Below are 25,015 nucleotides of genomic sequence, written 5' to 3' on the forward strand. Positions count from 1 at the left end.
AATTATTAGATTTATCGTCTAAGGATTTTTGGTCTCATCCCATAAACCCAATAGCCTATGAAACCTACCGACACAAAAAATCCGGAATATTACCATAAGGTAGTGGACTGTCAGTATGCCTGCCCTGCCCATACGCCTGTTCCGGAATACATCCGCCTGATCGCAGCAGAAAAATACACAGAAGCCTATATGATTAACTGGGAATCCAATGTATTCCCCGGGGTCTTGGGAAGGACCTGTGACCGCCCTTGTGAACCCGCCTGTAGAAGGGTCAGGGTGGAAGAAGAACCTGTTGCCATCTGTCGCCTGAAAAGGGTAGCTGCAGACAACAAAGGGGATGTAAAGCAATTTATGCCTCAAGGTCCATTTCAACCAAATGGAAAGAAAGTTGCCCTGATTGGTGGAGGTCCAGCTTCCTTGACCGTTGCACGGGATCTCGCCCCATTAGGCTATGAAGTCCACTTATTTGATGAGCAGATTGCCGGTGGGGGTATGATGAGAAGTCAGATTCCTTCTTTTAGGCTTCCTGAAGAAGTATTGAACGAGGAGGTGAATTATATTTTGGATATGGGGATTCATACCCAGTTTTTGACGTATGTAAAAAGCTTAAAAGAAGTCCTCGCAAAGAACTATGATGCAGTTTTTGTGGGTACGGGAGCACCAAAAGGAAGGGACTTGCCCAAGCTTCCGGGAAGAAAGGAAGGGGACAAATTCATTCATATCGGCATAGAATGGCTGGCCAATGTGGCCTTTGAACATACCAAGTCCATTTCGGAAAAAGTAATTGTTCTGGGAGGCGGGAATACTGCTATGGACTGCTGCCGTACTTCCCGAAGGCTGGGGGGAAAAGAAGTAAAAGTAGTGGTAAGAAGTCCCTTTGATGAAATGAAAGCTTCTCCTTGGGAAAAGGAGGATGCCTTACATGAGGACATTCAGATTATAGATAACCATGTTCCCTTGAGTTTCGAGGTGGAAAACGGCAAACTTATAGGCATGAAGTTCCAAAAAGTGAAAGCCGTATATGATGCCAACGGCAAAAGGCAGTTGCTTCCTACAGATGAGCCTGATGTATTTATTCCGGCTGATGAAGTGTTGATCGCTATTGGCCAGGAAAACAGTTTTCCCTGGATAGAGCGTGACCTGGGATTGGAATTTGACCAATGGGGAATGCCTATAGTGGATGAAGTTACATTTCAATCTACCCTTTCCAAAGTGTTTTTTGGAGGGGATGCCGCATTTGGACCCAAAAATGTCATTACAGCAGTAGCCCAGGGCCATCAGGCTGCTGTTTCTATCCACCTGTTTTGTGAAGGAAAGAATCTCAGAGAAAGGCCTTCTCCCCATACCAACCTGGTCAGTCAAAAAATGGGTATCCATGAATGGAGTTACGATAGCAGCGTGGCTATTGACCCAAGGTATGCTGTTCCCCAGGCGGAGAAAACCCTCACCCTGAAGGACAGGAAAAAAGAAGTGGAACTGGGATTTGATGTCCCCACTGCCTATAAAGAGACCCAACGTTGCCTTAATTGTGATGTACAGACGGTTTTTACTGCTGAGCGCTGTATAGAGTGCGATGCCTGTATGGATATCTGTCCCACATCTTGTATTACATTTACTGTTAATGCAGAGGAACCCGAATTGAGACAAAAGCTCTTGGTTCCTGCGGAAAATCTTTCACAGAACCTTTTAGTGTCAAAGGAACTCAAAACGGGTAGGGTGATGGTAAAGGATGAGGATGTTTGCCTGCACTGTGGGCTCTGTGCCGAGCGTTGCCCGACCTCAGCCTGGGACATGCAAAAATTCCTTTACTCCGTTACCAAAGCCTACCAAATGCCAGCACCTCTTCCACAGATACAAAAATGAAGCAAGCAATCAATGATTTTATAGTCCGGTTTGCCAATGTCAACGGAACCGGTTCTGCAAGTGCCAACTCCCTGTTCGCGAAGACGATTTTCCGCATGGGGATTCCTGTTACGCCCAAAAACATTTTTCCATCCAATATCCAGGGATTGCCTACTTGGTATGAAGTAAGGGTAAGTGAGAAAGGTTACCTGGGCAGAAGGGAAGGGATAGACCTGATGGTCAGTGTCAACCCCCAGAGTATGGAAAAGGATGTGAAGAGTGTAAAATCGGGAGGGTATTTTATGTATGACAGTACAAAAAAGCTTCCGGCTCCTTATTTCAGAGAGGATATCCATTATTTGGGGATACCCATGATGGAAATGTCCAATGGAGCATTTGCGGACCCCAGAAAGCGGCAGCTGTTAAAAAACATCATCTATGTTGGGGCATTGGTAAAATTATTGTCCATGGATGTAGAGGAGGTGAGGCAGTTGATCAGGGAGCAATTTGAAGGAAAACAGCAATTGATCGATGCCAATATGCAGGCTTTGCAATTGGGGATGGATTACGTAGAAGGCCATTTTGATTATCCCTTATCTTTCCATTTAGAAAGAAGAGATTTGATAGGTGATAAGATCATGGTAGATGGAAATACAGCCTCTGGCCTTGGGGCAGTATATGGAGGAGCGACAGTCATGGCCTGGTATCCGATTACACCTTCCACTTCAGTAGCAGAGGCTTTTGAACATTATTGCAAAGAATTTAGGATAGACCCTGATACCGGGGAACACAAATTTGCCATCATCCAAGCGGAAGATGAGTTGGCTGCAATGGGGATGGTCATCGGGGCCAACTGGAACGGCGCACGTGGGTTTACTGCTACTAGTGGTCCCGGAGTATCTTTGATGAATGAATTTTTGGGTTTGGCATATTTTGCAGAAGTTCCTGCAGTGCTGATTGATGTGCAGCGGGCAGGACCAAGTACAGGCATGCCTACACGTACCCAGCAGTCCGATCTGCTTCTTGCAGCTTATGCGTCCCATGGAGATACCAAACATGTACTTTTGATCCCATCCAGTCCACAGGAATGTTTCGAGCTCACAGCGATGAGTTTTGATTTGGCCGAAAGGTTACAGACACCCATAATGGTGATGACTGATCTGGATTTGGGCATGAATGACCATGTTTCAGAGCCATTTCACTGGGATGACAATAGGAAATATGACAGGGGAAAAGTGCTTTCTGCGGAAGAACTGGAGCATATTGGGAAATTTGGCAGGTACCTTGACGTAGATGGGGACGGGATTCCTTATCGTACCTATCCGGGTACACATCCTACCAAAGGGTCTTTTTTTACCAGAGGAACTTCCAAGGATGAATATGCCGCCTATACAGAAGATGGTGCCGCCTACAAGAGGAACATGGACCGTCTGATCAAAAAATGGGATACCGCCAAGAAACTTGTGCCCTCCGCCCAATTGTATCAAAAGGAAAACCAATCCGAATTAGGAATGCTGTTTTTTGGCACTTCCCAATACTCCGCAGAAGAGGCCAATGACCTTTTACAGGAAGAAGGCCTGAAAATCGATGCCATCAGGATAAAGGCATTCCCTTTCGGATCAGAAGTGGAAGAATTCGTTGCTTCCCACCGCTTGGTCTTTGTCATAGAGCAAAACCGCGATGCCCAAATGCGAAAAATGATCATCATGGAACTTGAGACGTCCCCTTCAAAATTGATACCTGTATTGAATTACGACGGAATGCCCATCACTGCCGATGCCATTAAAAGCCAAATAACCCAATTCTTAACCCTAGAAAAAACCCAGCCTCATGAGTTATCTAAAACCACTCTTTAGACATCCCAAATTACCAAAGAATAAATTGGGTTATACCCTCAAGGAATATGAGGGATCGTTATCCACATTATGTGCAGGGTGCGGGCATGACAGTATCAGTGCGGCGATTGTTCAGGCATGTTTCGAAATGTCCGTTGAGCCGCATCATGTCGCCAAAATTTCAGGTATTGGCTGTTCTTCCAAAACCCCGACCTATTTCCTTGGAAATTCCCATGGTTTCAATTCGGTGCACGGCAGAATGCCCTCAGTGGCTACCGGGGCCAGCATGGCCAATAAGGACATGGTTTATTTTGGAGTTTCCGGGGATGGGGATTCCGCATCTATCGGTATGGGACAATTTGTCCATGTGATAAGGAGGAACCTGAACATGGTTTATATTGTCATGAACAATGGCTGCTATGGCCTGACAAAGGGCCAGGATTCCGCCACAGCCGATCAGGGATCTAAGAGCAAAGCCGGGTCCATCAATCCCTTTCAGGCCATTGACTTAGCCAGTATGGCGATTGAGTTAGGGGCCTCTTTTGTGGCCCAGAGTTTCAGTGGGGACAAGCAGCAATTGGTTCCCCTGATCAAAGCTGCCATGCACCACAAAGGATTTGCTTTTCTGAATGTCATTTCTCCCTGTGTGACTTTCAATAATAATCCCGGATCCACCAAATCCTATGATTATGTTAGGGAACATATAGAGGCCACTTCTACCTTGGATTTTGTTCCGGAAATGCCGGAAATCACCGCTTCTTATGAGAAAGGAAAATCCACCAAGATAGCCCTGCATGACGGTTCTTTGATACAGCTCAATAAGCTGGAAACAGATTGGGATCCTGAAGACCGGATCTCTGCAGTCAATGCCCTGCAGCAGGCAAGGATTAAAAATGAAATTTTAACAGGCTTATTGTATGTAAACGCTGAATGGAAGGATCTTCACGGGGTATTAAACACCTACCATAAGCCTTTGAACAGACTGGATGAAGCAGATCTATGTCCTGGGGAAGACAACCTTCAGGCTATCAATGCCAGGTTTAGGTAAATCCCAAGCCCTGGCATTTTTTTCGGTTTACCAAAAAGGTAAAGCCAGTTTCAATTCCTTGAACAGGGATTCTTTTTTAAGTTCATCAATCCCCTGAGCCAATTTGGAAACCAGGACAAGTTTTCGAATTCAAACATTTGTAATCTCTTCTTAATCCTGGATTGATACAATTAAAATGCCTTGTCTAACCGTTCACAACAAAAGATAAAAAGTTGATGGGATTTTGGAAAGTTTTTAGCAATTTATTTACCTGAATTACAGTTAATTTACCCAGCACTTTGATGAATAACCCAGAAAATCGGAGGTCTTTTTTTAAAAAGGCCGGCGCCCTCTTAGGGGCGTTTTCAGTTAATAGCCTTTTTCATCAGCTTCACGCGGCTACTTGGAAAGAGGCTTTCCGGTCCTTTGAAGGCTGGACTCCACAAGAATTAGCTTCAAATGAGGATTATTGGGCCAACAAGGCAAAAGAGATACCCGGAGTTAAAATACACACTTCATTGAAGGCGGCATACAGCTGTGCCTTGGCCGGAGTTTCTATTAAAGGTATGAATCCTGTGGAATTAAGCAGTAAACTTTTTTCAGATTATAAAATCCATACTACCGCTATAGCGCTTGAGAATATACACTGTGTAAGGGTTTCACCTCATGTCTATACTAAATTAGCCGACCTGGACAGGCTGGTGGAGGCTTTAGAAAAAATAGCATCGAAGGTATGAGAATAAAAAAAAGCCAAAGTCCACCTGGCCTTGGCTTTTTGGTAATTATTACCCAATCAATTTTATGGAAAAATTGATGTCTTAAATATTCTGATCCAATGTGTCTGGAGTAAATTCAAATTTGTAAGTCTTTTCCCTTTGAAACTTTTCGCGCGTGCCAGATCAGATTACGGGAAAATAGCTGGACGGGTTACCAAAGAATAAGAGCTTCTATGGGCAAAAAGTTCAAAAATTTTGGAAAATTATTCGATAACGTCTTGAAATTTAATGTGTTTTGAGGTAAAGGGTGAATAAATTCACCTCAACCCTATAGGTTTTTAAAAGGGGATTTCACTAGAGTTAAAAAATGTTTTTTGGTTTTCACTTTTGACCACAAGATGTTAATCTTTGAAAACTTCCTCCGGATTTCCTTCATTTGCTATGATACCATTTTCGATCAAAAGTACCCTGTCTGACATCTTTTTGACTTCATGGTAATCATGGGATACCATGATGGTGGTCAGTTCAAACCGCCTGTGAAAGGCCAAAATATCCTCTTGGAGTTTGTTTCTCATCGCAGTATCTAAGGCGGAAAGTGGCTCATCCAACAACAGAATAGAAGGTTTCCTTACCAGTGCCCTTGCCAGTGCCACCCTTTGTTTTTGCCCTCCGGATAACCAGTTCGGCTTTTTGTCTTTGAGGTTCTGTAGTCCAATGGTTTCCAACATTTCCTCAATGAGGTCTTGGGAATCTCCTTTGGGCAGGGCAAATTTCAGGTTTTCAAATACGGTCATGTTGGGAAAGAGCGAGTATTCCTGAAAGACTATGCCGATGGATCTATCCTGTGTCCTCAGGTTGATTTTCTTTTCACTGTCAAACCAGGTTTTTCCGTTGACTATAATTTTGCCCTGTTCTGGAGACATCAAGCCTGATAGCATACGGATAATGCTCGTTTTGCCAGCTCCGGAGGGACCATATAAGGTTAACAGTTCCTTGGACTGGATGATGGTGTTGACCTGAAGTTGGATCTGTCCATCCGCACCAAAAAGTTTTTTCTTTAGGTCAAGCTGTATCATAGGAGCCTGATATTTTTACGTTGCTGATAATTGAAAAAGTAAACAAAAGACAAAATCAAAAATGAGAAAACCAAAAGGATCAGGGCGTATTGATTGGCCAGTCCGTAGTTCATGGCTTCCACCTCATCGTAAATACTGATGGAAATAACCTTTGTAACGCCGGGAATATTGCCCCCTACCATCAGTACCACTCCAAATTCCCCAATGGTATGGGCAAAAGTCAGGATGCTGGCTGAAAGAAGCGATGCGGACATGTTGGGTAATATCACCTTCATCAGGGTAGTCCACCTGCTTTTTCCCAAAGAATAAGCAGCTTCAACCAAGGCAAAGGGTACTGAGCGGAATCCTGATTGAAGAGGTTGGATCATAAATGGCAAACTGTAAAAAACAGAGGCCACTACCAGTCCTTCAAAAGTGAAGACCAGCCTGAGGTCAAAATGTTCTTCTAACCAGGAACCGAAAAGGTTTTCAGGACTTAGAGCTAAAAGGAGATAAAATCCCAAAACTGTAGGGGGAAGGACAAGGGGGAGAGCTACCACTGCTTCCAGGAAAATCTTATAGCGCTTTGGATTAAACGCCAGCCAGTAAGCCAAAGGAACACCGACCACAAAAAGAACCAGTGTGGTGACAAAGGCCAATTTGATGGATAATATGAAAGGTGAAAAATCCATCAGTGATCAGGGTTGGGTAAAGCCATAATGTGCCAATATCTGTTTGGCCTGATCACCTTTGACAAATTCAAAGAATTGGGCCGCACTTGGGTTTGGGATATTTTTTTTGACCAACACCGCCCCCTGCAACAAGGGTTGATGGCTGTCTGCAGGAATAAGGAAGTAGTTTGCGTTTACTTTCTTCATATTGGGAGAAAGTGCAAGGGATAGGGCAATGATTCCGATATCGGCTGCTCCGCTGCTCACAAATTGTGCTGTTTGGGCTATGTTTTCTCCGAACACCAATTTAGGCCTTACTTGTGTGTGAAGGCCATAATATTTAAGAGATTCTTCTGCCCTTTGGCCATAAGGTGCATGGCGGGGATTGGCAATGGCAATTTTCCTGATTTGCTTATCCTTCAGGACATCCATTTTCAGATTATTTCCCAGGTCTTTTTTGCTCCAAAGGACCAACCTTCCAATGCCGTAAGCATAAATTTCAGAGGCGGTTTTTCCGTTTTCTTTCAGTTTCTGGGGATATACCATATCGGCAGAAAAATAAACATCAAAAGGGGCACTATTGGAAATCTGTTCGAAGAACTTACCGGAGGAACCATAAATAACTTCAATTTCCGAAGCTTGTGGATACACTCTGATGATGGAATCCATGGCAAACCTAAGATCGGCAGCAGCAGCTACCAAAATCTTTTGTTGTTTCTGGGAAAAAACAGTGTTGATAGAAAAAAAAGTTAAGAAAACCGTTAGGAACAATAATTTTGACATGATGGGTTAATTCCAAATTAGCTTTGTGTCCAAGTTTTTGGGGATTTTCTTCTTTAATTCACCTATTGGCAGTTTCAATCCCAACCGATATTTACAAAGATATATATCGAGAGCTATAAAAATAAGAGAAAAGAATTTTGGCATGAAATTTTAAAGCTTTGCCATTAACCCTTCTCCCTCTTTGGCAATAATTCTGAGTTTTCTTTCCAGTTCCTGGAATTGTTTGAGAAATTTTCGCCCAAATTCCGTCAATTCTGCCGAGCCTCCTTTACTTCCTCCTTTTTGGAGGAGTACAAAAGGTTCAGGGCTTCTGGTATTGAGGTCAGTGACCATATCCCAGGCTTTTTTGTAAGACATGCCCATGGTTTTGGAGGCCTTGGAAACTGATCCCTGCGTGTCTATCAATTCCAATAATTCAGCCCTTCCCGGTCCAAAAAACCTGCTTTCATCCACCTCAATCCAGCATTTGATTTTTAATGTTTTATTGGCCATCACGAAATGCAGGTTTAATGGTCAAATCAGGATAAGGGAATTATTTCGAGGCTCTTTGGCCTTTTACAGGAAATTGATCTACCAAGTAACCGGATAGTTTACCCTCATCCGCAGCTTTTAAGCTTAGATAAAGGTCGTATCCCTCGGCAAAGAAATACAGGGTAATGCCATTTTCCTGTTCACTGATGTTGGAAATGGTGGTTTCTTGATTGGAACCTATCTGGCGGAATTTTCCCTTCAGTTTCCCATCCACCCTTTCGATGGTCAGGATGACATTGATATTTCCCTGAGGGGTGCCCTCTACTAGTAAGTCCCATTCACCCACAAAGTTATCCGACGCTAAAGGAACTGACGCCACTGCTAAGCTTATCACGAGGCATAGCATCGTGAGCAAAGAACTCATTTTTTTCATTGGTTTGGCTTTTTTGGTTTATTGTGAAAAATAGGGATTCTAATTATAAAAAGCAATTGACAAGTTTTTGAACTTCCACCAAAACTTTTAAAGAAATTTGAAACATCTCAAAAACTATCAAGGTATAAAGACAGTGGAAAAGTTAACTCTAAATGCAATATTGTTGCAAAAACAAAAAGTTTTATATTTTTGCATATGATCCAAAGAATCCAACATATGAAGTTCCTCTCAATAGCCGTGCTAGGGCTGTGGGGCTTGGTATTTTGGAATAATTTCAATAATAAGCACGTGCACCTGACTGAGAACGGTCATTTGATTGTGCATGCACACCCATTCCAGAAAGGGGAAAAGGAACATAACCACACAGAAGAAGAGTACATTTTTTGGGATATTATTTCCAATGCTCATTTTCACACCTTTATATCTGAAGTTTTAATTCCTGAAAATCTTCCTCTTTTCTTTGTTGATTATCAAGAGGTATCCTATCAATTCTTAATTAAAAGCTTTGATAAAAGTCCATCATCCCTGAGAGGACCACCTGCTATTTTTTTCTAATTCACTTCATTTCCTCATATAACTATGGCTTTTGCGCTTGTGGCGTTCCTGTATGTATACCGGACCATAAAGATTATTCACGTGAGGAATTTCATTACAACTGAAGAACTCGCTTCCTGTGAAGAAAGGCTAAGTTCCATTTGTTGTTCGTGCAACCAACCAATCTATTGATATGTCTAAGTACATGGTACTAATGGCCGCGCTTTACCTTTTCCTAGGTAATGGGGTAGTAATTTCCCAAACTGCCAGTCTTTCCCTTGATGGAACTGTTTATGACGCCGAAAGTAAAGCACCCTTAGTGGGCGCAATCGTAACTGTCCTCGGGAAACAAGACCAACGCACTGCTACTGACCAGTTCGGGAAGTTTTCTATTCCTGTATTTACAGCAAGTCCCCAGGAAATACAAGTCACGTACTTGGGTTTTAAGCCCATAGAGGTGACTGTTACTCCGGATAAACAAGCAACTATTCAACTCGAGCCAGATGAAAAAAGCTTGGGTACAGTTGAGGTTCGCAGTGAAAGAATCCGGCCGGAGGGTACCAAAAGTCTGAGTATAGAAAGTATAGACCGTGAGACCATCAGCCGAAATCAAACAGCCTCATTAGGCACACTCTTGGGAAATATACAAGGAGTGACCTTTGCCTCGTTTGGTTCCAATATCCAACTGCCGATTATCCATGGGCTATACGGTAACCGCATTCTAATCCTCAATAATGGCTTCAAGCATGGGTTTCAAAATTGGGGTTCTGACCATGCGCCGGAAATAGATATTCAGAGTGCTGAATCGATTTCAGTGATTAAAGGAGCAGCGGCTGTTCGTTTCGGTCCTGATGCGCTGGGAGGAGCGGTAGTAACGGAGTCCCATAGTATGCCCTTCAATAATCGTCTGTCGGGCTCAGCAGTAGCCGGATTTCAGACCAACGGAAGAGGGTTTAATACCGGACTTAACTTGGCTGAAGGCTTCGAAAATTTTAGCTGGCACCTTGGCGGCAATGTTACTATCGTAGGAGATAGACATGCGCCAGATTACATGCTCACTAATACAGGAGCTAGAGAATATAGTGCCTATGGTGGAGCAAAATTCAAAATCAACAACAACCTGATCGCAAAGGCCAATTACAGCTTTATGCGTCAAAACCTTGGGATTCTTAGAGCTTCGATTGGGAGTAGTGGGGCTGCTTTGATTAGAAATTTTGAAGCGGATAGGCCTGTTATCATTAGAGACTTTTCCTATGATATCAATGAACCAAATCAGTTTGTTAGCCACCATTTGGCTTCTTTGAAGTTGGATTGGAATATTAACCCAGATAATCATGTGGGTTTCCGCTATGCTTTCCAATCCAATGGTAGGCAGGAATTTGATGTTCGAAGAAATGCAGATTTACCAATTATTGACCTTAACCTCATCACCCAAGATATACAAGCTGACTACAGTCACAAACTTACCGACCGTATTGAGGGAATTATGGGAGGTCAACTCCTTTTGCAATCTAACTTCAATAATCCAGGAACGAGTGTTACTCCTTTTATACCAAATTATGAAGGTTTTAGGGCGAGTGTGTTTTTGGTAGAAACCCTTCTGCGAGGGAGTTCAGAGTGGGAACTTGGACTGCGCTATGATTATGAGCGCAATTCTGTGGCTGGAAGAGAACGAACCCAAGCACCATTTTCAGATAATTTTTCATTTTCTAATTTCACAGCAGCTCTAGGCTATGTGAATCAAATAAATCCTTCCACCACATTCAGAAGCAATATTGGTACGGGCTGGAGGCCACCTAACATGGCCGAGCTGTATAGCTTTGGTCAGCATGAGGCTAGACAACTTTTTGGTTTGCTACGATACTACGAAGATGCCGAGGGCAACTTACAAAATGACCGAGTAGTTCCCATGGCTGAAAGTGGGGTTAACGCAGAACAAAGCTATAAGTGGGTCAATGAATTGGAAATTAAAGGTGAAAAGGGACGTTTTAGCACATCCGTTTATGCCAACTACATTGCAAATTTTATTTTTTGGAGGCCAATTGGTGTAGTAGGCACCTTGAGAGGGCCTATGCCCACCTATATTTTTGACCAGTCAAATGCTTTTTTCACAGGAATAGACCTTACTTATGAAAGGCATCATTCGAAAAACTGGTCGAGTAAAATTGGTGGTAGCTATATCTGGTCAAGAAATGTAGAAAGGGATGAGCCATTAATCAACCAACCCCCTATCAATATTACTTATGAGTTGGCATTTGACAAACGCAATCTTGGACCTTTTGACAGGGTTCAGGTAGCATTACAGCCCATGTATACCTTTAGGCAATTTCAAGCACCAAGAGAGGTTTCCATTCGGGATCTCATCGAGGGAAATGTAATCATCGATCTGAATTCTGAGATTTTTGATTTTCTAGCACCGCCACCGGGGTACTTTCTTTTAAATGGCTTTGCCAAGGCAGAAAAAGGAAATCTAGGTTTGAGTTTACAAGTGCATAATGCAAAGAATATTCGATACAGGGATTACCTGAATGCTATGCGATTCTTCGCAGACGATTTGGGAAGAAATATACAATTATCTATTCACTATAAATTCTAATTCAAATGAACAAAACAAACAAACTTCGCCACCTATGGATGTTAATCCTTTCTATCATCGCATTTAATGCTTGTACAGAAGCCGAAGTTCCGGAAGAGGAAAATGAAGTAGAAATCTTTACTGATGTAGAACTGATTTTTACAGCAGATGATGGAACCGTAGTACGCGCTCTTGCGGAAGATCCGACCGGTGGTCTAGCGGTTAATTCTTCATTTACGGTAGAGCCGATTATACTTAAATCAAACACCACTTATGTTCTTACTTTTGAGCTACTAAACAGGCTTGTAAGTCCGGTGGAAGATGTTCAACTTGAAATTAAAGAGGAAGACGATGAGCATCAGATGTTTTTTGAATTTACAGAAAATGTATTTTCAAGCCCTACTGGTATAGGGAATATTCAAAACAGAGATGGAGCTATCAACTACTTAGATTTTGATAGAAATGGCTTGCCTCTAGGATTGAAAACAAAATGGACAACAGCAGATCCTCAGGAGAGTGCAACCTTTAGGGTTTGGTTAGCACATCAGCCAGGAGTAAAAACAGCTACTTCTTCCACTCAGGATGGTGATGTAGATTTTGATATTACCTTCCCTTTGATTATTGAAGATTAATAAATTATATATTAAGCCAATCCCTGTTTTTGGGGATTGGCTTGTCTTTTCAGCGTTTTGAACCAACATTTATATTTTAGAGATACAGTTCCTAAGCTTGTCCTGCACTAACGTTTTTGAAATGATTAAATAGGCTTAGAGTCTTACTTTTTTAAAAAGATTGATTTTCCTATTTGGTTGCGAATTGATACTTTTGAATGTGGTTAGTTGATTTACATTGAAAATAACACTACTATCCCGTTACTATTTCAACATTTACAGAAAAGGAAGGTATAAGTAATAAACCCTCGATGTTGAATTAATTATTCTCAATGATGCAATCCAATTATAAAATATTTCTGATTTTTTTATTTTCAATTCCATTAGTTTCTTTTGCCCAAGAGGGCGTTTTAATAGAAGGCAAGGTAATTGATAAAAATAGCTATGAACCACTCCCCTTTGCCTCCATTCGGTTTTTTGATGCGCAACAAAAAATGATTTCAGGAACTACAACAGATGATAATGGTTCTTATTCAATCAACATACCAGACTCAAACTACCTGAAAGCTGAAGCAAGTTTTGTTGGATTTAGTTCGAAAGATACGGTTCTGCATCTCAATCCATCCACAAATCATATAACTCTAAATATCCAACTGGTATCGGAGTTGGCTGAAATGGATGAAGTCTTGATACAAGGAGATGCATTGAGTGCTCAAATGAAATTAGATAAGCAAGAATTTGCTGCGTCCCAACTTGGTAATACTGTATCCGGGACAGGAATGGATGTCCTGAGCAGATTACCTTCAGTCACTGTCAATGCAGAAGGCAATATCATGATGCGCGGTAATGCAGAATTTTTGGTAACTGTCAATGGAGTGATTTCCAACCAAAGCCCTGCTGACATCTTAGCACAAATTCCCGCCAACATGATTGAAAAAGTCGAGTTGTTGACCTCTCCATCTGCCCGGATGGATGCGGATGGAAAAGCCGGAATCATCAATATTGTGACAAAAAAAGAATTTCAGAAAGGCTGGGGAATGGTAGCAAATGGAAACTTCAGCAATTTTGATTTACCTCGCTATGGCAGTGACATTACCTTGCATCACAGCAGTGGTAAGTTTACCTCTTTTTTATCCGGAAACTTTCGAAGATTTGATATTGGTGGTTCAAGAATTGGGGAGATTCGGACCTTAGTTGGTGATACCTTAACTTGGTCACCATCTTCCGGTGAGCGTCCGACTTCAGAGAGAATTTGGGGTCTGAGAGGAGGGACCACTTATTCCGGAAAAAATAATCTGATTATCAGCGCATCAGGCTTTTATGGTCAACGACGAAACGACCGTACAGCTAATCTGGTATATAACGAATATTCAGTTTTAGGGGAAGATTTGGATTATACCTTTAATCAATCACCTGACCGTACCTTTTTGAATGAAAACCTTTTTGTCAGAGAGGGAAAATTCTTGACAACGAGTATTGATGCAAATAAAACCTTCGAGAATAAACATAGGCTTAGTTTTGCTACAGTCTATGAGCGGTCTACACTTGGAGGGCCACTTAGCAACAGGGATACCGATTTGGGTTCAGGTGAAGTAACTTTGCTAGAAAGGTCAATAGAGGTTTCACCATTGAACGGATGGAGAATTCAAGGGGATTATTTATTTCCGGTGGGGGATGCTATGAGTGTAGAAACCGGCTACCTTTGGAAGACAGTAAGACATCAAGGGGATTTTTTGTTTGAAAGGTTTGATAATGAATTGGACGATTGGTATCGGGATCCTGACTTCAATGATGTCCTAGACCTAAGGCAAACGGTACAGGGTGGATATATTCAAGTAAATGGAAAATTCCGAGATATCAGTTTCTCGGGAGGTTTGCGTGGAGAACATACCTACAGAAATCTGGTACATCAATTGGGAGAAACCCCGTATTTGATGGACAGGTTTGATTTTTTCCCTTCTTTTCAAGCATTATGGAAATTGAGCAAAGAGTGTGAATTAAGGGCCACCTATTCCAAAAGAATTGACAGGCCTACTACACGTGATTTGGCCCCTTTCAAAAATCACAGGCATTCAGAAGCCATTTGGCAGGGAGACCCGGACCTTCAACCCGAAATCAGCCATAACTTTGAAATGGGCTTAACTAAACATTACAATCCGGTTACATTGATTTTCAATGCTTACCACAACCGAGTTTCCAACCTTATTTTTAGGGTAAATCAACCCTATAACCGAATTATTTTGTTGACCTTGGCTACCAATGCCGGAGATAGTCAGTCCACCGGACTAGAAGCAATCAGTGATTGGGAAATCAGTGATAAATTCAAACTCTATCTATCAGGTAATTTGTTTTACTTTCAAATAAATAATATTGAAATATCTGATAGGCCGTCTACTAGCAGCTTTAACTATAATCTCAACAGCAATATTTCATATAAGCCCGCACCTCGATGGAAAGTCCAATGGGATGCCACTTACTTATCCAAGTCGGTAACTGCCCAAGGTTTTGACACAGACTTATTACTTTCCAATATCGGATTAAATTTTGTTATCAATAGTAATTTGAGTACCGATTTGATTTTTCAGAATATTTTCAATACCAATTTTCAAACTATTAACACCCGAGGTTTTGAGTTTTTATCTTCCACAGAATATGGAAGGTTTGATAGGATCATACAGCTTAGTTTGACTTACAATTTCAATGGAAGATCCAAGTCAGCCAAGCAGGTGAAAACTGAGTACGGAGAGCGGGATTTTTAGAAGTGAACCTATGAGGGATATCTTGTATAAATTTATTTGATTGGTAGTATAATAATCCCTATTTGTTGGACCAAAAGTAACAGTTGCTAAGTTTATGTATTAATACACTTTAGTTGGCGTCCTGGTTCCCAAGGATTTCTTTGGGAGGTAGGACAGCTGACTTTCGTTTTTTGCTGCTTTTTGGGTTGCTCCAAAATACCTTTCTTCTGGCTTCTCCCTGGTGGTTTGCTGGACCTTTTGGTAGTAGTATTCAATATACCATTTGACAACCTTCCCGAGGTCATAACCGTTCTCCCTTGGGTTCAGATAGAGGTAACCAAACTTGCCCGCCTTTCAGAACCTTTCAATATATACATTGTCCAAAGCCCTTCTCTTTCCGTCCATTGATACTTTGATACCTAGCCCTTCGAGGTAGTAGCCCTAAAAGGCTGATTTGTACTGGCTACCCTGATCAGAATTAACTATCTCCGACCTAGGCATAGAGTAGCTGAAGGGCCGGGCCTTCTTTCTTTTTCTTTGAATGATCCTTTTCAAATACAGCTAACATATTATCCAAAAACTCACCCTTCCACTTGGATATAATCACAGGGCTAACATCGAACTTCTTGGACAATTCAGCCAATGCAAACTGATTCTTGAGTGCTTCAAGGGCCACATTAGCTTAGAACTCAAGAGAAAACTTTCGTCATGTTTGCTTGTGCATAAGGTTACATTTAACCGGTTTTTTTTAATTTAATCTCTGGTCTTAATCATGGGGGTATTATAGGGATTCGCCTATGGACTGGAAACCAAGCTTACTTATCCAAATTCTAAAAATCTAGGTATGAACCTTTCAGCTACCTACCTTCGCTCTAACCATCCTCATGACTATTGGACCAATACCTCAGGCTGCATCCATTATTTATGATATTCAAGACGAAATCAGTTATAGGAATTTTGCCCTTCAATTGGGGATTGCTTATCGGTGTGGAAGTGAGAGAAAAGCGAATTATTAATTCTGAGGATGGCTGCTATAATCTGGAATTGTTAGGGATTTTGGAGTCAGTAAATGCTCACCATAGGTTTAAGGATATTTTTCACTTTTAATCCCATTATCGTTAACTTAATGAAAATTTGGTTTTTATTCCCAAATCAAGGTTCATCTCAAAGGCTTAATTTTACCATTGAAACTTAGGGATCCTTTAGGTGGCATAATTAATCATAAACTCTTTAAAAAAACAACGTAAAGCCAAGTTTGAGCCCGATGGAAGTTTGCCTGGTAGTCAAATCCGTTTGATCCTCCTTGAGCGAAGTCGCGTTAAAGCTGGCAACGAGGTCAAGCGAACTTCTAGTTCCCAAAAGAAAGGCTAACCCCAACCCGCCTCCTACATTAGCTACCGAAAACTTACTATCTTCCTGAATACCAGAACCAGAGGTTTCTTCGCTTCTAGCTCCAAAAAGAGAATTGATTTCAGCAAAAGGAAGGAGCTTTCCCGATGGAAAATAATAGCGCACAAAGGGACCGGCTCCGAGAAAGGAAAAATTGGATTCTAATTCAAGTCCAGAAGTCTGAGTCGTACCACTACTCGTGGAAATAGCCAACTCTAACCCTGTCGCAAATCGGTCGAAAATAAAATATCCCCCTTTGGATGAAATAAAAAATGAAGTCATCCGATTTTTCAATTCTACCCCATTAGCCAATTCCGTGGTAGAACTGTTAAATGCCAAACCCATCAGTCCATCACTTTGCCCCAAGCCAAGTGTGGTTCCGGCTCCAATCAGGATGTTGCCTTTTTCCGTTTGGGCCATTACCCAAGATGAAAAAGTGCTAAAGAAAATTAAAATTAAAATTTTTTTCATTGTAGTATTAGTTTTCAGTTAGTGTGTTAATTTACCGATACGCTTCAAAGCAATAGGCATTATTTCCTGTCAGGGATATCACTTTCCCCTTTTTTCCGTTTTCTCCGGGGAGGGTATAGATGGCTGTTCCTCTAAAGGCTTCGTCAGGAAACTCTCCAATCAGTTTGGGATCGATCTTCCATACAGTCTTGCCCTCCCTGATATCTATTGCATGGAGCCTGCCGCTTGCTCCTCCGTTGAAATAGACAACCCCGTTCATATAGCTCATTTTACTGCTTGTACCTGAACCCCGTGTTTTCCATAGTTGATTACCTGACATTGGATCTAGGGCATATACATATTGATCCTCATTGTTGACGATAATCCTATCCTCTTCGATCAGGAAGTTGGAGAAGAAGATCTCCCCGTCAAACTTCTTTCGCCAGTACTGCTGACCGGTGCGGAGGTCATGGCAAGTGAGCTCAAACCCCACGGCCATGTATATTCTATCCTTATAAATTACCGGAGGATTAAGCAGTACCCCATTGAAGGCTTTTTCCGGATTGATGATGGTCTTTTCATAGACCCACGCCCGGGTGCTCTGATCGTACAGTCCCAGATAGGACTGCCAAAAGAACTCAAAGAAGGGCTCCTGCCAAACGACCGCCAGATACTCCTTCCCATCTAGGCCCACCGGCATAGCTGCGGTCACATCCCCGATCCGATTGCCGGGAAAGAAATAATCCATGGTAAAGTTAGGGATCAGATACTCCTCCAGATCTCCTGTGACAATATTTCCTTTGAAGATAACGGACTGATACACCGAATCGGGAAATGCATCAGATCTACCAAACATATAGAAATTTTCACCTTTGCCATAAACATTACTATAAAATGAACGATCCATTCGCCTTTTCCAATGGGTTTCCCCATTTTGCAGATTAACACAATAAAGCCTACCTCCAGCGGGGAAAAAAATCAGATTTTCAAATTGTGGGAATTGGCCAATTAATATATCTTCAGTAGCTTTAACAAAACGATCATCCCACTCCCAAAGAACTTTTCCATTTAACGGATTGACCATTGCGAGCAATCTTCCTGATGGGCTTTTTGTCATAGGAATAATAATATTTTCCTTGTAGTAAATCGGATATTTCAGTGTTCCGTTAAATACCGGGTCGTTAAAGTGAAGGTTTGTTTTCCAGAGGTAAGGAAGGGAAATCACTTCCCCTTCCTCGTTGGTTTTCAGCTTGGGTTCATCCTTATCCCATAAGAAACAGGAGGAAACTAAGGCAGAAGCCAAGCATATAATTCCTAAGCTAAACGGTCTCATTGTCTTCTATCCGTTCTGAAAATATCAGTTCTAAAATCAAAAACATCATTTAGTTGTTCTCTAGTAGCATCATTCGGCTGTCCATTCTGCCGACTGTTGGACATATTGAGTACTTCGATATGATTGGCTCCGCGGATATAGTAGCGGTTGGATGCAGGCAGGGAAGCGATATCCTGACTATAGTTGGGAATAAATCCGTCAGAAGGATAATGTACCATCACCTGTCGTGTACGCTCCACAAATCCCCACTCTCCGCAGGACTGATCCCGATCTCTCCCTACGTCATCGATTAGCAATTGTCTTCCAGGAATAGTTTCACAAGGAATCCATGTCCAGACCCAGTACTTTTCAGGTTCCAGCCGGATTGCACCAGTGAGTCCGTTCCAGATGGATTCACTGTCTCTAAGCCAATCGACTCCCTTTTTCCATTTTGTTGCCTTATAAGCATCAAGGGCAGCTTTCGCAAATAGCACAGGATTTATGAAGCCTAAAATTGTATTGGCCACTGCACCAGTAGTTCTAGCCACAAAAAAGCCATTGTAGATTACCTCTACCCCTGTAATTACATCAGGCAATAATTGGTCACTTGGAGACGAATTATTGCGGGTTAGCGTACTACTCAACATACGCCAATGGACAGGGCGGTTTTCCTCTGCAATCATCGTTAGCCTAGGGATGGAGGAGCTATAACTATTGATTTGACCAAGCAAGGGGCTACCAATCTTTAAATCAGCCCGGGCTGAGGCAGATCCGGCATAGTTTCCTAGCAGGTCATTTGTTATAAATAATTCACAGAGAGCTTTTGAAGTTAGGCTAGCACCTAACGAAGAGGCAAATTTCAGTTCAATCATTTTCCATGGTAAACCAAAAAGTTCAGAAGTCGGACCCGCAGAAATATCTGTGCAGGCCTTTTGACTAGCTCTTAGCAAACTCTGATCATCAAAAGAATTGGCGATTCCTGCACCAGAATTGGGCGAAGCCACTGTAATCAATCCATTAATTCTCCTAAAGGAAGGAGAACTTACTCTATCCAAGTTTCTCAAGACCACACCACCCATGCTATGACCGATTCCTATATTTTGTGGATTGGGGGTAATATGGTTACTAATGGTAGATGTAGAACTAACCACTCCAGCGTCTGAAGGGTATTTAAGACGATTGCTGCTCATTCGTCGTTCTGCTTCAAATATGGCGGCATAATGCTGCCAAGCTTTTTCATCATCGCCAAGCCCATGTAACCAAAAAGTGTTTTTATTTTGAGCATTGGAGCTACGAGAAAGAAAAAAACAAAAGCAAAGAAATAATAGAGATATCTTTTTCATAGCTGTATCAATTTAATGAGATGTTTAAGTTAGAGATTTTATTCAAAGTCACTTTAGTAACTTCCACCGGTTCTTCCAGAAGAAGAGGTTCTTCCACCCGAATGGCATCTAGGGTCTCAATATCTTTTTTGGAATAACCGTAGTAGGTAGTTTGTAGGATTTCATAACCTTCGGTATAAATTCTATTGGCTACCATTCTATTTTTATTCTTGTCTATTAGCATCACATTAATTCCAGTCTGTCCCGGTTCAAATTGTGCCAAATCCACACGTATGGTGACATAGGTTTCATTTTCCTCTAAAATTTGAAACTCCTCTATTTCTCGTACAATGGGATTATTTGCTTTAATATTTTCAAGAAACTTCTCCAGATTAACCTTAAAAAATTGGGATTGAAAGTTTCGCAAAGCCCTATTGATATCTTCTTTGGAATTTGTTTCTTTGATTTGTTTGATATCTGAGATCCATGAAGAATAATCCAGTCGGTCCACGGATTCTGATCCAAGCAATACACCTGAACCGTCATACCAAGAGATTTCCCCGCCATAGATTACGGTTTTCTTTACTGGCGACCGATCATCCGGTAGATCCTCATGAGGGATTTTGATCCCTTCATTTTTGGCTAAATGCTCTATGCTTAGTCGAGCTTCTCCAGTCTCAAACAACACGAATTCAACACGTTGTTTCTCTTCTGAAGGATTCATTGAAGATAGCGTGTTTTCATTTAGAGCATCTAAATTACCCTGATAATCAGTAGAAATAACTGACTCCCAAGAAACTTGAAGCAAACCTTTTGAGGATGATTGCTCGATACCTTTGTCCAAATAATCATCTGTAATCACTTCCTGACTACATCCAGACAAAACCATGGCCACAATTACGAGGCCTTTCGCTAAAGAAAGGTTAACTAATCCCCCCCCCCAGTTTCACTAAGAAGCCAGGAAATTCTTTTCCCAGTTCTTTTTCGGTTGTTCTTTAATTTCACGAAAAGTTAATTTAAGTTAAAACTAAAACTGATCAATAATAAAATAAAAAACTAAACTTTCAAAGAATATCCAAAGATAAATTAAATCCTTCTTTTAAAATTACTTCACCTTGTCAATTGCCGGTACCCAAAGTCCACAACAACCCCTGCTCTTTTATCCATCATTTATGATATTCAAGACAAAATCCGTTATAGGAATTTTGCCCTTCAATTGGGGATTGCTTATCGGTTTGTTGGATAAAAGTAGGGGGTTAAAGTTGCACTTAAACTATTTTTTAAAAAACCTAGATTCAAACTATCAACACCCGAGGTTTTGAGTTTTTATCTTCCACAGAATATGGGAGGTTTGATAGAATTATACAGTTTAGTTTGACTTACAATTTCAATGGAAGATCCAAGTCAGCCAAGCAGGTGAAAACTGAGTACGGAGAGCGAGATTTTTAGAAGTGAACCTATAAGGGATATCTTGTATAAATTTATCTGATTGGTAGTATAATAATACTGTCATCCGACAAAAACACTGCGTGTTTTTGGATATCTTAGAAAAATACAATAGCGAGTCTATGAAGCCTCGCTAAAACTTATGATATTTATAGTCACTACACCAAAACATCATGTACAAAAATACAAAACTTGCGGGTCAACCCGTCATTTGTCAGCTACTTTCTTTTGTTCCCCGTGATATAGTTGATTCATGTGTACTTGAATATCAGAGTGACAGATATTATAAGACAATGACCACATGGAAGCAATTGGTTTTCCTACTTTATGGTGTTGCCACTAAAAGCCATTCTTTGGTTAGTCTTTGTTAGAACCTTCTCTTTCTTGAAAATAAGCTTTCTTATCTTGACATTTACAAACTACCGGCTGTGAGTACTCTAAGCGATGCAACTATTAATCGTGACAGTAAAGTATTCGAAGCTATTTACAATAAGCTCGTAGCTCATTCCGCTGAAGAGTTGAGACCTGTAATGCCTTGTTTTCTTACCAGACAGGTCAATGTCAGTAAAATTTTTATTCTTGACTCTTCGACTATCTCTCTTTTTGTAGATGTTTTCAAAGGTGCCGGGCGTAACCCTATCGACGGAAAGAAAAAGGGAGGTTTATAAATCCATGCTCAGCTTCCTTTGGGAAGCTCAGTACCTGATCTGGTACATATTACCGAGGCTGCTTGTAACGACAAATCTTTTCTCGGACAGCTTGTCCCCCAAAAAGGGGCGATATATGTCTTTGATAAGGGGTCTGTCAAGTACAAAAAATGGCAGGAGTTAACTAACGAGGGAGCTTTTTTCTTACCAGGATTAATGAAGATGCCGTCTATGACGTCGTGGAAGGAAAGACTAACCATATCAGTGATTATGCATCTGGAGGGGTAATTTCAGATCAGATAATTCTCCTAAATCCCTCAAAAGAAGCAATGAAGGCAAGACTGATTAAATATATAGACCCTTTAAGCGGTTAAACTCTGGAGTTTGTTACCAATATGTTTGAGTACCGTGAACAGACCATTGTTCTGCTTTATAAGTACAGATGGAACATTGAAGTCCTATTCAAGCAGTTAAAACAAAACTTTGAGCTGAGCTATTTTTTCTCGGACAGCTTGGAAGGTATTAAGACGCAGGTCTGGATAACATTGATAGCTAATTTACTCTTTACAGTTATTCATAAGCAATCTAAAGAAGCCGAACAGTTCTTAACAATTGTAAATATGGCGGCAATCAATATGTGCTCCTATATATCACTGGTCAAACTCATCAATTCTAAAAAATTATCGGTTTCAGGCAGGGATCTAGAAATAGTACAACTTGACCTGTTTGAAGTTAGAAATGAGGGTGTTTTTCAAAATTCAAAAACACCCCCTAAATTGTAAAACTAGGCCAATTATCAAGAAAATCTTAATTTAGTAGGATGACAGTAGTTCTCAACATTCAAAATGAGACTCATCTATTTTAAATCAAATCTTCACATTGACGGAAACCACCACACTTCTACCATCCGATGGCCAAATTCCGGCACCGGGATACATGGTAGGTCTTTTGATAAAATATTGGCGGTTGAGAAGATTATTGACCCCAAATCTCAAAACATACTTTTCAGAAAGTGAAAAGCTGCTGTTCCAATCAAAAATATGGTATTCCGGAACTGATCCTACTGCCCCATCTGGAGAAGGGATGATTGTATTAAGTGGATCCGCAAAAGTCTCACTGACATATTGGTGTTGGAGTAATGATTTAAACCGTCCCAATTCTATGGTCAATCCGGTACGGATAATCCATTCCGGTACTGATTCGATTCTGTTTCCGACAATGGAAACATTTTCTGAACCACTTCTCAATGTTCCAGCTACGTATCTGCCATCCATGTACGAAGAAGCATTGAAAATTGAAATTTTAGCCTTTGAATCGTTGTAAAGGACTCCATTCAGCCATAGCTCTATACCATCAGTCTGGCTATCACCAATATTGCTTTTGGTAACAAAGGTCTGTCCGGCTTCTACATCTATCAAATTACCTATCCTATTCCCAATAAATGTCCTAAAGAAAGTCAGGTTGTATTGCAGGTATTTATGTTTCCTATTTTCTATTCCTACTTCAGTATTGTAACCTAAGGAATGTTGCAGTCCCTCAGCTATCCTGGCAAAGGGGTCACCGGGCACCAAGTCCTGAAAAAGTACTGGTCTATTTGCCTGTGAAATCCCGCCAAAAATTCTCACCCCTTTGTCATTGAACCATTGGCCATGAACACCCAGCGTGAGAAAGTCATAAAGTATTTCTTGGGGGACCTGTCTTTCTTCTAAATAAGCTATACTGCCTGTCAAATCAGAACGGCCGTTTTCGTACCTTAAACCGGGAGAAACAGTAAAATTGTCTTTAATATAGATTTGGTTTTCAATTGCAAAAGCAAGACTTCTACTGTGTAAGGTAAGTTCATTTTCGAAGTTTCCATCCACTGATAAATCAAAAAATGTGTTGCTGCTGCCCCTTCCTCTTTGATTTCGGTCGTTGATATTGTTAAAATATCTTGACGAAATGCTAAGGTCGTTTTTGATCTTACCTAATTTGTATTCATGCAGCATTCTCAGTTCAGAGGTACGGCTATTGTAATAATGAATGGCAACATTTCTGGGGGCAAAACTGTTGGTTTCGGGTCTAATATTGTCGATGGCAAGCGCATTTCCGGGAAAAGCTATATCTCCCCTTTTTCCGTAGATTATGGAGCTAATCCATTGTATATGGGTATTAGGCCCTACCCTGTAATCTAGTGTCAAGGCAGGAACCCATATCTCCGGAGAATAAAAATTTCTGAAACGGGAAGCTTGCCTTGGGTTTTCTCTAAACATTTGATCAGAAAGTGGCCCAGGGCTCTGGTAGAGATAGGTACTGCGGGAAATTTCAGCTTTAATACTCAAGTCTTCGTTAGCAGCAAAGGTCAATGAAAAATGCTGCGCATCCGAATCAGAACGGGCATGATCTCTATATCCATTTGAGGTTCTGTTTTGGTAATATCCATAATAGGTCCATTTGCCCACCCTTCCTCCGATTGCATTAAACGAGGAAAAAAGCCCAAAAGAGCCAAAAGTGGTCATATTTTCAAATCCAAAATTTCTAGTTGTATCGGGAGACTTTAGGACATAATTCAGCATGCCCCCAAATTGCTGGCCATATTGTAAGGCACCTGTCCCTCGAACTAATTCTATTCTTTCCACTGCCTCCATGGGCATGCTGTAATGGGACGCAGGATATCCATAAATATCCGTATTGATGATAATATTGTTTTGCCTTACATTGAACTCCCAACTTCTATGAGGATCAAGTCCTCTCACAGAAAGATTAACCTGATTGCCGGGCCCATCCATATCGTAAACAAAAGCCCCCGGAATCTGAGCGAAAATCTGTCGGCCTGTTTTTTCGGCAATATTGGCAGGTAAGTCACTGATACGGATCACTTCTGTTTTTCTTCCTCCTATTGGTATAAGAAAAGTTCGTTCCTGCAAGCTGGTAACAGGACTCAATTCTTTGAAGCCCCTAATACCTATTTCTTGTAGATCGATTGTCTTCAGAGTATCATTTTGACTTAATGCTAAAAATGGATGAATAAAAATAATCAAAGCAATCAGAATTTTTGAAAATATGTAAACTGATAGCCCTTTTTCCGAATGCATAATTGAGTCTCTTACCGGACAAAATTAGTTAACGGTTAAAAACAAAAAAATAAAATCAATGCTTTTGACCTCTTAAATCAATAA

At 41.1% G+C, this 25,015-nt stretch carries 23 protein-coding genes; 12 read left to right on the top strand and 11 right to left on the bottom strand.

Annotation, left to right across the window (positions count from 1 at the left end):
• The first annotated feature begins 57 nt into the window (after positions 1-57).
• The 4 genes from BC751_RS05900 to BC751_RS22315 all read left to right on the top strand — a co-directional run bounded on the left by BC751_RS05900 (position 58) and on the right by BC751_RS22315 (position 5,441).
• Positions 58-1,863 (top strand): FAD-dependent oxidoreductase, encoded by a 1,806-nt coding sequence (locus BC751_RS05900; protein ID WP_130274733.1) that lies wholly within the window; start codon positions 58-60, stop codon positions 1,861-1,863.
• Positions 1,860-3,698, top strand: coding sequence for a 2-oxoacid:acceptor oxidoreductase subunit alpha (locus tag BC751_RS05905; RefSeq protein WP_130274734.1), 1,839 nt, complete (start codon positions 1,860-1,862; stop codon positions 3,696-3,698). Before BC751_RS05900 ends, BC751_RS05905 begins: the two co-directional genes overlap by 4 nt.
• A complete protein-coding gene (locus BC751_RS05910; RefSeq protein WP_130274735.1) occupies positions 3,673-4,725 on the top strand; it encodes a 2-oxoacid:ferredoxin oxidoreductase subunit beta in 1,053 nt (350 codons plus the stop codon). The genes BC751_RS05905 and BC751_RS05910 overlap by 26 nt, the downstream gene beginning before the upstream one ends.
• A gap of 281 nt (positions 4,726-5,006) precedes the next feature.
• Positions 5,007-5,441: an aminotransferase class V-fold PLP-dependent enzyme gene (locus tag BC751_RS22315; RefSeq protein WP_242617382.1), complete on the top strand. Its 435-nt coding sequence runs from the start codon at positions 5,007-5,009 to the stop codon at positions 5,439-5,441.
• 380 nt (positions 5,442-5,821) lie between these two features.
• Here the strand turns inward: BC751_RS22315 and BC751_RS05920 are convergent, their stop codons facing one another.
• From BC751_RS05920 to BC751_RS05940, 5 genes are all read right to left on the bottom strand, one after another.
• Positions 5,822-6,496 carry an ABC transporter ATP-binding protein gene (locus tag BC751_RS05920; protein WP_130274736.1) on the bottom strand — a complete coding sequence of 225 codons (675 nt, stop codon included), beginning with the start codon at positions 6,494-6,496 and terminating at the stop codon, positions 5,822-5,824.
• Entirely contained in the window at positions 6,493-7,167 is a 675-nt protein-coding gene (modB, locus tag BC751_RS05925; protein ID WP_130274737.1) for a molybdate ABC transporter permease subunit, read from the bottom strand. Before modB ends, BC751_RS05920 begins: the two co-directional genes overlap by 4 nt.
• A 6-nt stretch (positions 7,168-7,173) precedes the next feature.
• Positions 7,174-7,929: a molybdate ABC transporter substrate-binding protein gene (gene modA / locus BC751_RS05930; RefSeq protein ID WP_130274738.1), complete on the bottom strand. Its 756-nt coding sequence runs from the start codon at positions 7,927-7,929 to the stop codon at positions 7,174-7,176.
• Positions 7,930-8,079: 150 nt separating this feature from the next.
• Positions 8,080-8,421 carry a winged helix-turn-helix domain-containing protein gene (locus BC751_RS05935; RefSeq protein ID WP_130274739.1) on the bottom strand — a complete coding sequence of 114 codons (342 nt, stop codon included), beginning with the start codon at positions 8,419-8,421 and terminating at the stop codon, positions 8,080-8,082.
• Between the two features lie 40 nt (positions 8,422-8,461).
• Complete coding sequence (locus tag BC751_RS05940; protein WP_242617383.1) at positions 8,462-8,833, bottom strand: hypothetical protein; 372 nt, start codon at positions 8,831-8,833, stop codon at positions 8,462-8,464.
• Positions 8,834-9,049: 216 nt separating this feature from the next.
• On the opposite strand from BC751_RS05940, the gene BC751_RS05945 reads away from it, so the two are divergent.
• From BC751_RS05945 to BC751_RS05960, 4 genes are all read left to right on the top strand, one after another.
• Positions 9,050-9,388 carry a hypothetical protein gene (locus BC751_RS05945; protein ID WP_130274740.1) on the top strand — a complete coding sequence of 113 codons (339 nt, stop codon included), beginning with the start codon at positions 9,050-9,052 and terminating at the stop codon, positions 9,386-9,388.
• 172 nt (positions 9,389-9,560) lie between these two features.
• Positions 9,561-11,963, top strand: a complete 2,403-nt coding sequence (locus BC751_RS05950) for a TonB-dependent receptor (protein ID WP_207226844.1) — start codon at positions 9,561-9,563, stop codon at positions 11,961-11,963.
• 5 nt (positions 11,964-11,968) lie between these two features.
• A complete protein-coding gene (locus tag BC751_RS05955; RefSeq protein WP_130274741.1) occupies positions 11,969-12,574 on the top strand; it encodes a hypothetical protein in 606 nt (201 codons plus the stop codon).
• Positions 12,575-12,885: 311 nt separating this feature from the next.
• On the top strand, positions 12,886-15,312 hold the full coding sequence (locus BC751_RS05960; RefSeq protein WP_242617384.1) for a TonB-dependent receptor: 2,427 nt from the start codon (positions 12,886-12,888) through the stop codon (positions 15,310-15,312).
• Positions 15,313-15,784: 472 nt separating this feature from the next.
• On the opposite strand, the gene BC751_RS05965 is transcribed toward BC751_RS05960, so the two are convergent.
• Positions 15,785-15,967 (bottom strand): hypothetical protein, encoded by a 183-nt coding sequence (locus tag BC751_RS05965; protein ID WP_130274742.1) that lies wholly within the window; start codon positions 15,965-15,967, stop codon positions 15,785-15,787.
• A gap of 208 nt (positions 15,968-16,175) precedes the next feature.
• Between BC751_RS05965 and BC751_RS22560 the strand changes: the two genes are divergently transcribed.
• On the top strand, positions 16,176-16,307 hold the full coding sequence (locus BC751_RS22560; RefSeq protein ID WP_278043578.1) for a hypothetical protein: 132 nt from the start codon (positions 16,176-16,178) through the stop codon (positions 16,305-16,307).
• A 214-nt stretch (positions 16,308-16,521) separates the two neighbouring features.
• Here the strand turns inward: BC751_RS22560 and BC751_RS05970 are convergent, their stop codons facing one another.
• The 4 genes from BC751_RS05970 to BC751_RS05985 all read right to left on the bottom strand — a co-directional run bounded on the left by BC751_RS05970 (position 16,522) and on the right by BC751_RS05985 (position 20,653).
• On the bottom strand, positions 16,522-17,151 hold the full coding sequence (locus BC751_RS05970; protein ID WP_130274743.1) for an outer membrane beta-barrel protein: 630 nt from the start codon (positions 17,149-17,151) through the stop codon (positions 16,522-16,524).
• A 31-nt stretch (positions 17,152-17,182) separates the two neighbouring features.
• The gene (locus tag BC751_RS05975) at positions 17,183-18,463 is read right to left on the bottom strand and encodes an outer membrane protein assembly factor BamB family protein (protein ID WP_130274744.1); all 1,281 of its coding nucleotides are present in this window, start codon (positions 18,461-18,463) and stop codon (positions 17,183-17,185) included.
• The gene (locus BC751_RS05980) at positions 18,460-19,632 is read right to left on the bottom strand and encodes a lipase family protein (RefSeq protein ID WP_130274745.1); all 1,173 of its coding nucleotides are present in this window, start codon (positions 19,630-19,632) and stop codon (positions 18,460-18,462) included. The genes BC751_RS05975 and BC751_RS05980 overlap by 4 nt, the downstream gene beginning before the upstream one ends.
• 160 nt (positions 19,633-19,792) lie before the next feature.
• Positions 19,793-20,653, bottom strand: a complete 861-nt coding sequence (locus BC751_RS05985; protein WP_165389803.1) for a hypothetical protein — start codon at positions 20,651-20,653, stop codon at positions 19,793-19,795.
• Positions 20,654-21,383: 730 nt separating this feature from the next.
• Between BC751_RS05985 and BC751_RS22700 the strand changes: the two genes are divergently transcribed.
• From BC751_RS22700 to BC751_RS06000, 3 genes are all read left to right on the top strand, one after another.
• Positions 21,384-21,581: a DUF4372 domain-containing protein gene (locus tag BC751_RS22700; protein WP_130274747.1), complete on the top strand. Its 198-nt coding sequence runs from the start codon at positions 21,384-21,386 to the stop codon at positions 21,579-21,581.
• 57 nt (positions 21,582-21,638) lie between these two features.
• Positions 21,639-21,878, top strand: coding sequence for a hypothetical protein (locus tag BC751_RS05995; RefSeq protein WP_130274748.1), 240 nt, complete (start codon positions 21,639-21,641; stop codon positions 21,876-21,878).
• A 374-nt stretch (positions 21,879-22,252) separates the two neighbouring features.
• Positions 22,253-22,639 (top strand): transposase, encoded by a 387-nt coding sequence (locus BC751_RS06000; protein WP_130274749.1) that lies wholly within the window; start codon positions 22,253-22,255, stop codon positions 22,637-22,639.
• Between the two features lie 84 nt (positions 22,640-22,723).
• Here the strand turns inward: BC751_RS06000 and BC751_RS06005 are convergent, their stop codons facing one another.
• A complete protein-coding gene (locus BC751_RS06005) occupies positions 22,724-24,877 on the bottom strand; it encodes a TonB-dependent receptor family protein (protein ID WP_207226845.1) in 2,154 nt (717 codons plus the stop codon).
• Positions 24,878-25,015 lie beyond the last annotated feature (138 nt).

Source organism: Cecembia calidifontis, assembly GCF_004216715.1.
Lineage (GTDB): Bacteria > Bacteroidota > Bacteroidia > Cytophagales > Cyclobacteriaceae > Cecembia_A > Cecembia_A calidifontis.

Bases quoted from the DNA above. Each gene is read 5' to 3' on its own strand.
- BC751_RS05900 (WP_130274733.1), top strand. From the start codon at position 58: ATGAAACCTACCGACACAAAAAATCCGGAATATTACCATAAGGTAGTG.
- BC751_RS05905 (WP_130274734.1), top strand. From the start codon at position 1,860: ATGAAGCAAGCAATCAATGATTTTATAGTCCGGTTTGCCAATGTCAAC.
- BC751_RS05910 (WP_130274735.1), top strand. From the start codon at position 3,673: ATGAGTTATCTAAAACCACTCTTTAGACATCCCAAATTACCAAAGAAT.
- BC751_RS22315 (WP_242617382.1), top strand. From the start codon at position 5,007: ATGAATAACCCAGAAAATCGGAGGTCTTTTTTTAAAAAGGCCGGCGCC.
- BC751_RS05920 (WP_130274736.1), bottom strand. From the start codon at position 6,496: ATGATACAGCTTGACCTAAAGAAAAAACTTTTTGGTGCGGATGGACAG.
- modB (WP_130274737.1), bottom strand. From the start codon at position 7,167: ATGGATTTTTCACCTTTCATATTATCCATCAAATTGGCCTTTGTCACC.
- modA (WP_130274738.1), bottom strand. From the start codon at position 7,929: ATGTCAAAATTATTGTTCCTAACGGTTTTCTTAACTTTTTTTTCTATC.
- BC751_RS05935 (WP_130274739.1), bottom strand. From the start codon at position 8,421: ATGGCCAATAAAACATTAAAAATCAAATGCTGGATTGAGGTGGATGAA.
- BC751_RS05940 (WP_242617383.1), bottom strand. From the start codon at position 8,833: ATGAAAAAAATGAGTTCTTTGCTCACGATGCTATGCCTCGTGATAAGC.
- BC751_RS05945 (WP_130274740.1), top strand. From the start codon at position 9,050: ATGAAGTTCCTCTCAATAGCCGTGCTAGGGCTGTGGGGCTTGGTATTT.
- BC751_RS05950 (WP_207226844.1), top strand. From the start codon at position 9,561: ATGTCTAAGTACATGGTACTAATGGCCGCGCTTTACCTTTTCCTAGGT.
- BC751_RS05955 (WP_130274741.1), top strand. From the start codon at position 11,969: ATGAACAAAACAAACAAACTTCGCCACCTATGGATGTTAATCCTTTCT.
- BC751_RS05960 (WP_242617384.1), top strand. From the start codon at position 12,886: ATGATGCAATCCAATTATAAAATATTTCTGATTTTTTTATTTTCAATT.
- BC751_RS22560 (WP_278043578.1), top strand. From the start codon at position 16,176: ATGACTATTGGACCAATACCTCAGGCTGCATCCATTATTTATGATATT.
- BC751_RS05970 (WP_130274743.1), bottom strand. From the start codon at position 17,151: ATGAAAAAAATTTTAATTTTAATTTTCTTTAGCACTTTTTCATCTTGG.
- BC751_RS05975 (WP_130274744.1), bottom strand. From the start codon at position 18,463: ATGAGACCGTTTAGCTTAGGAATTATATGCTTGGCTTCTGCCTTAGTT.
- BC751_RS05980 (WP_130274745.1), bottom strand. From the start codon at position 19,632: ATGAGCAGCAATCGTCTTAAATACCCTTCAGACGCTGGAGTGGTTAGT.
- BC751_RS05985 (WP_165389803.1), bottom strand. From the start codon at position 20,653: ATGGTTTTGTCTGGATGTAGTCAGGAAGTGATTACAGATGATTATTTG.
- BC751_RS22700 (WP_130274747.1), top strand. From the start codon at position 21,384: ATGTACAAAAATACAAAACTTGCGGGTCAACCCGTCATTTGTCAGCTA.
- BC751_RS06000 (WP_130274749.1), top strand. From the start codon at position 22,253: ATGTTTGAGTACCGTGAACAGACCATTGTTCTGCTTTATAAGTACAGA.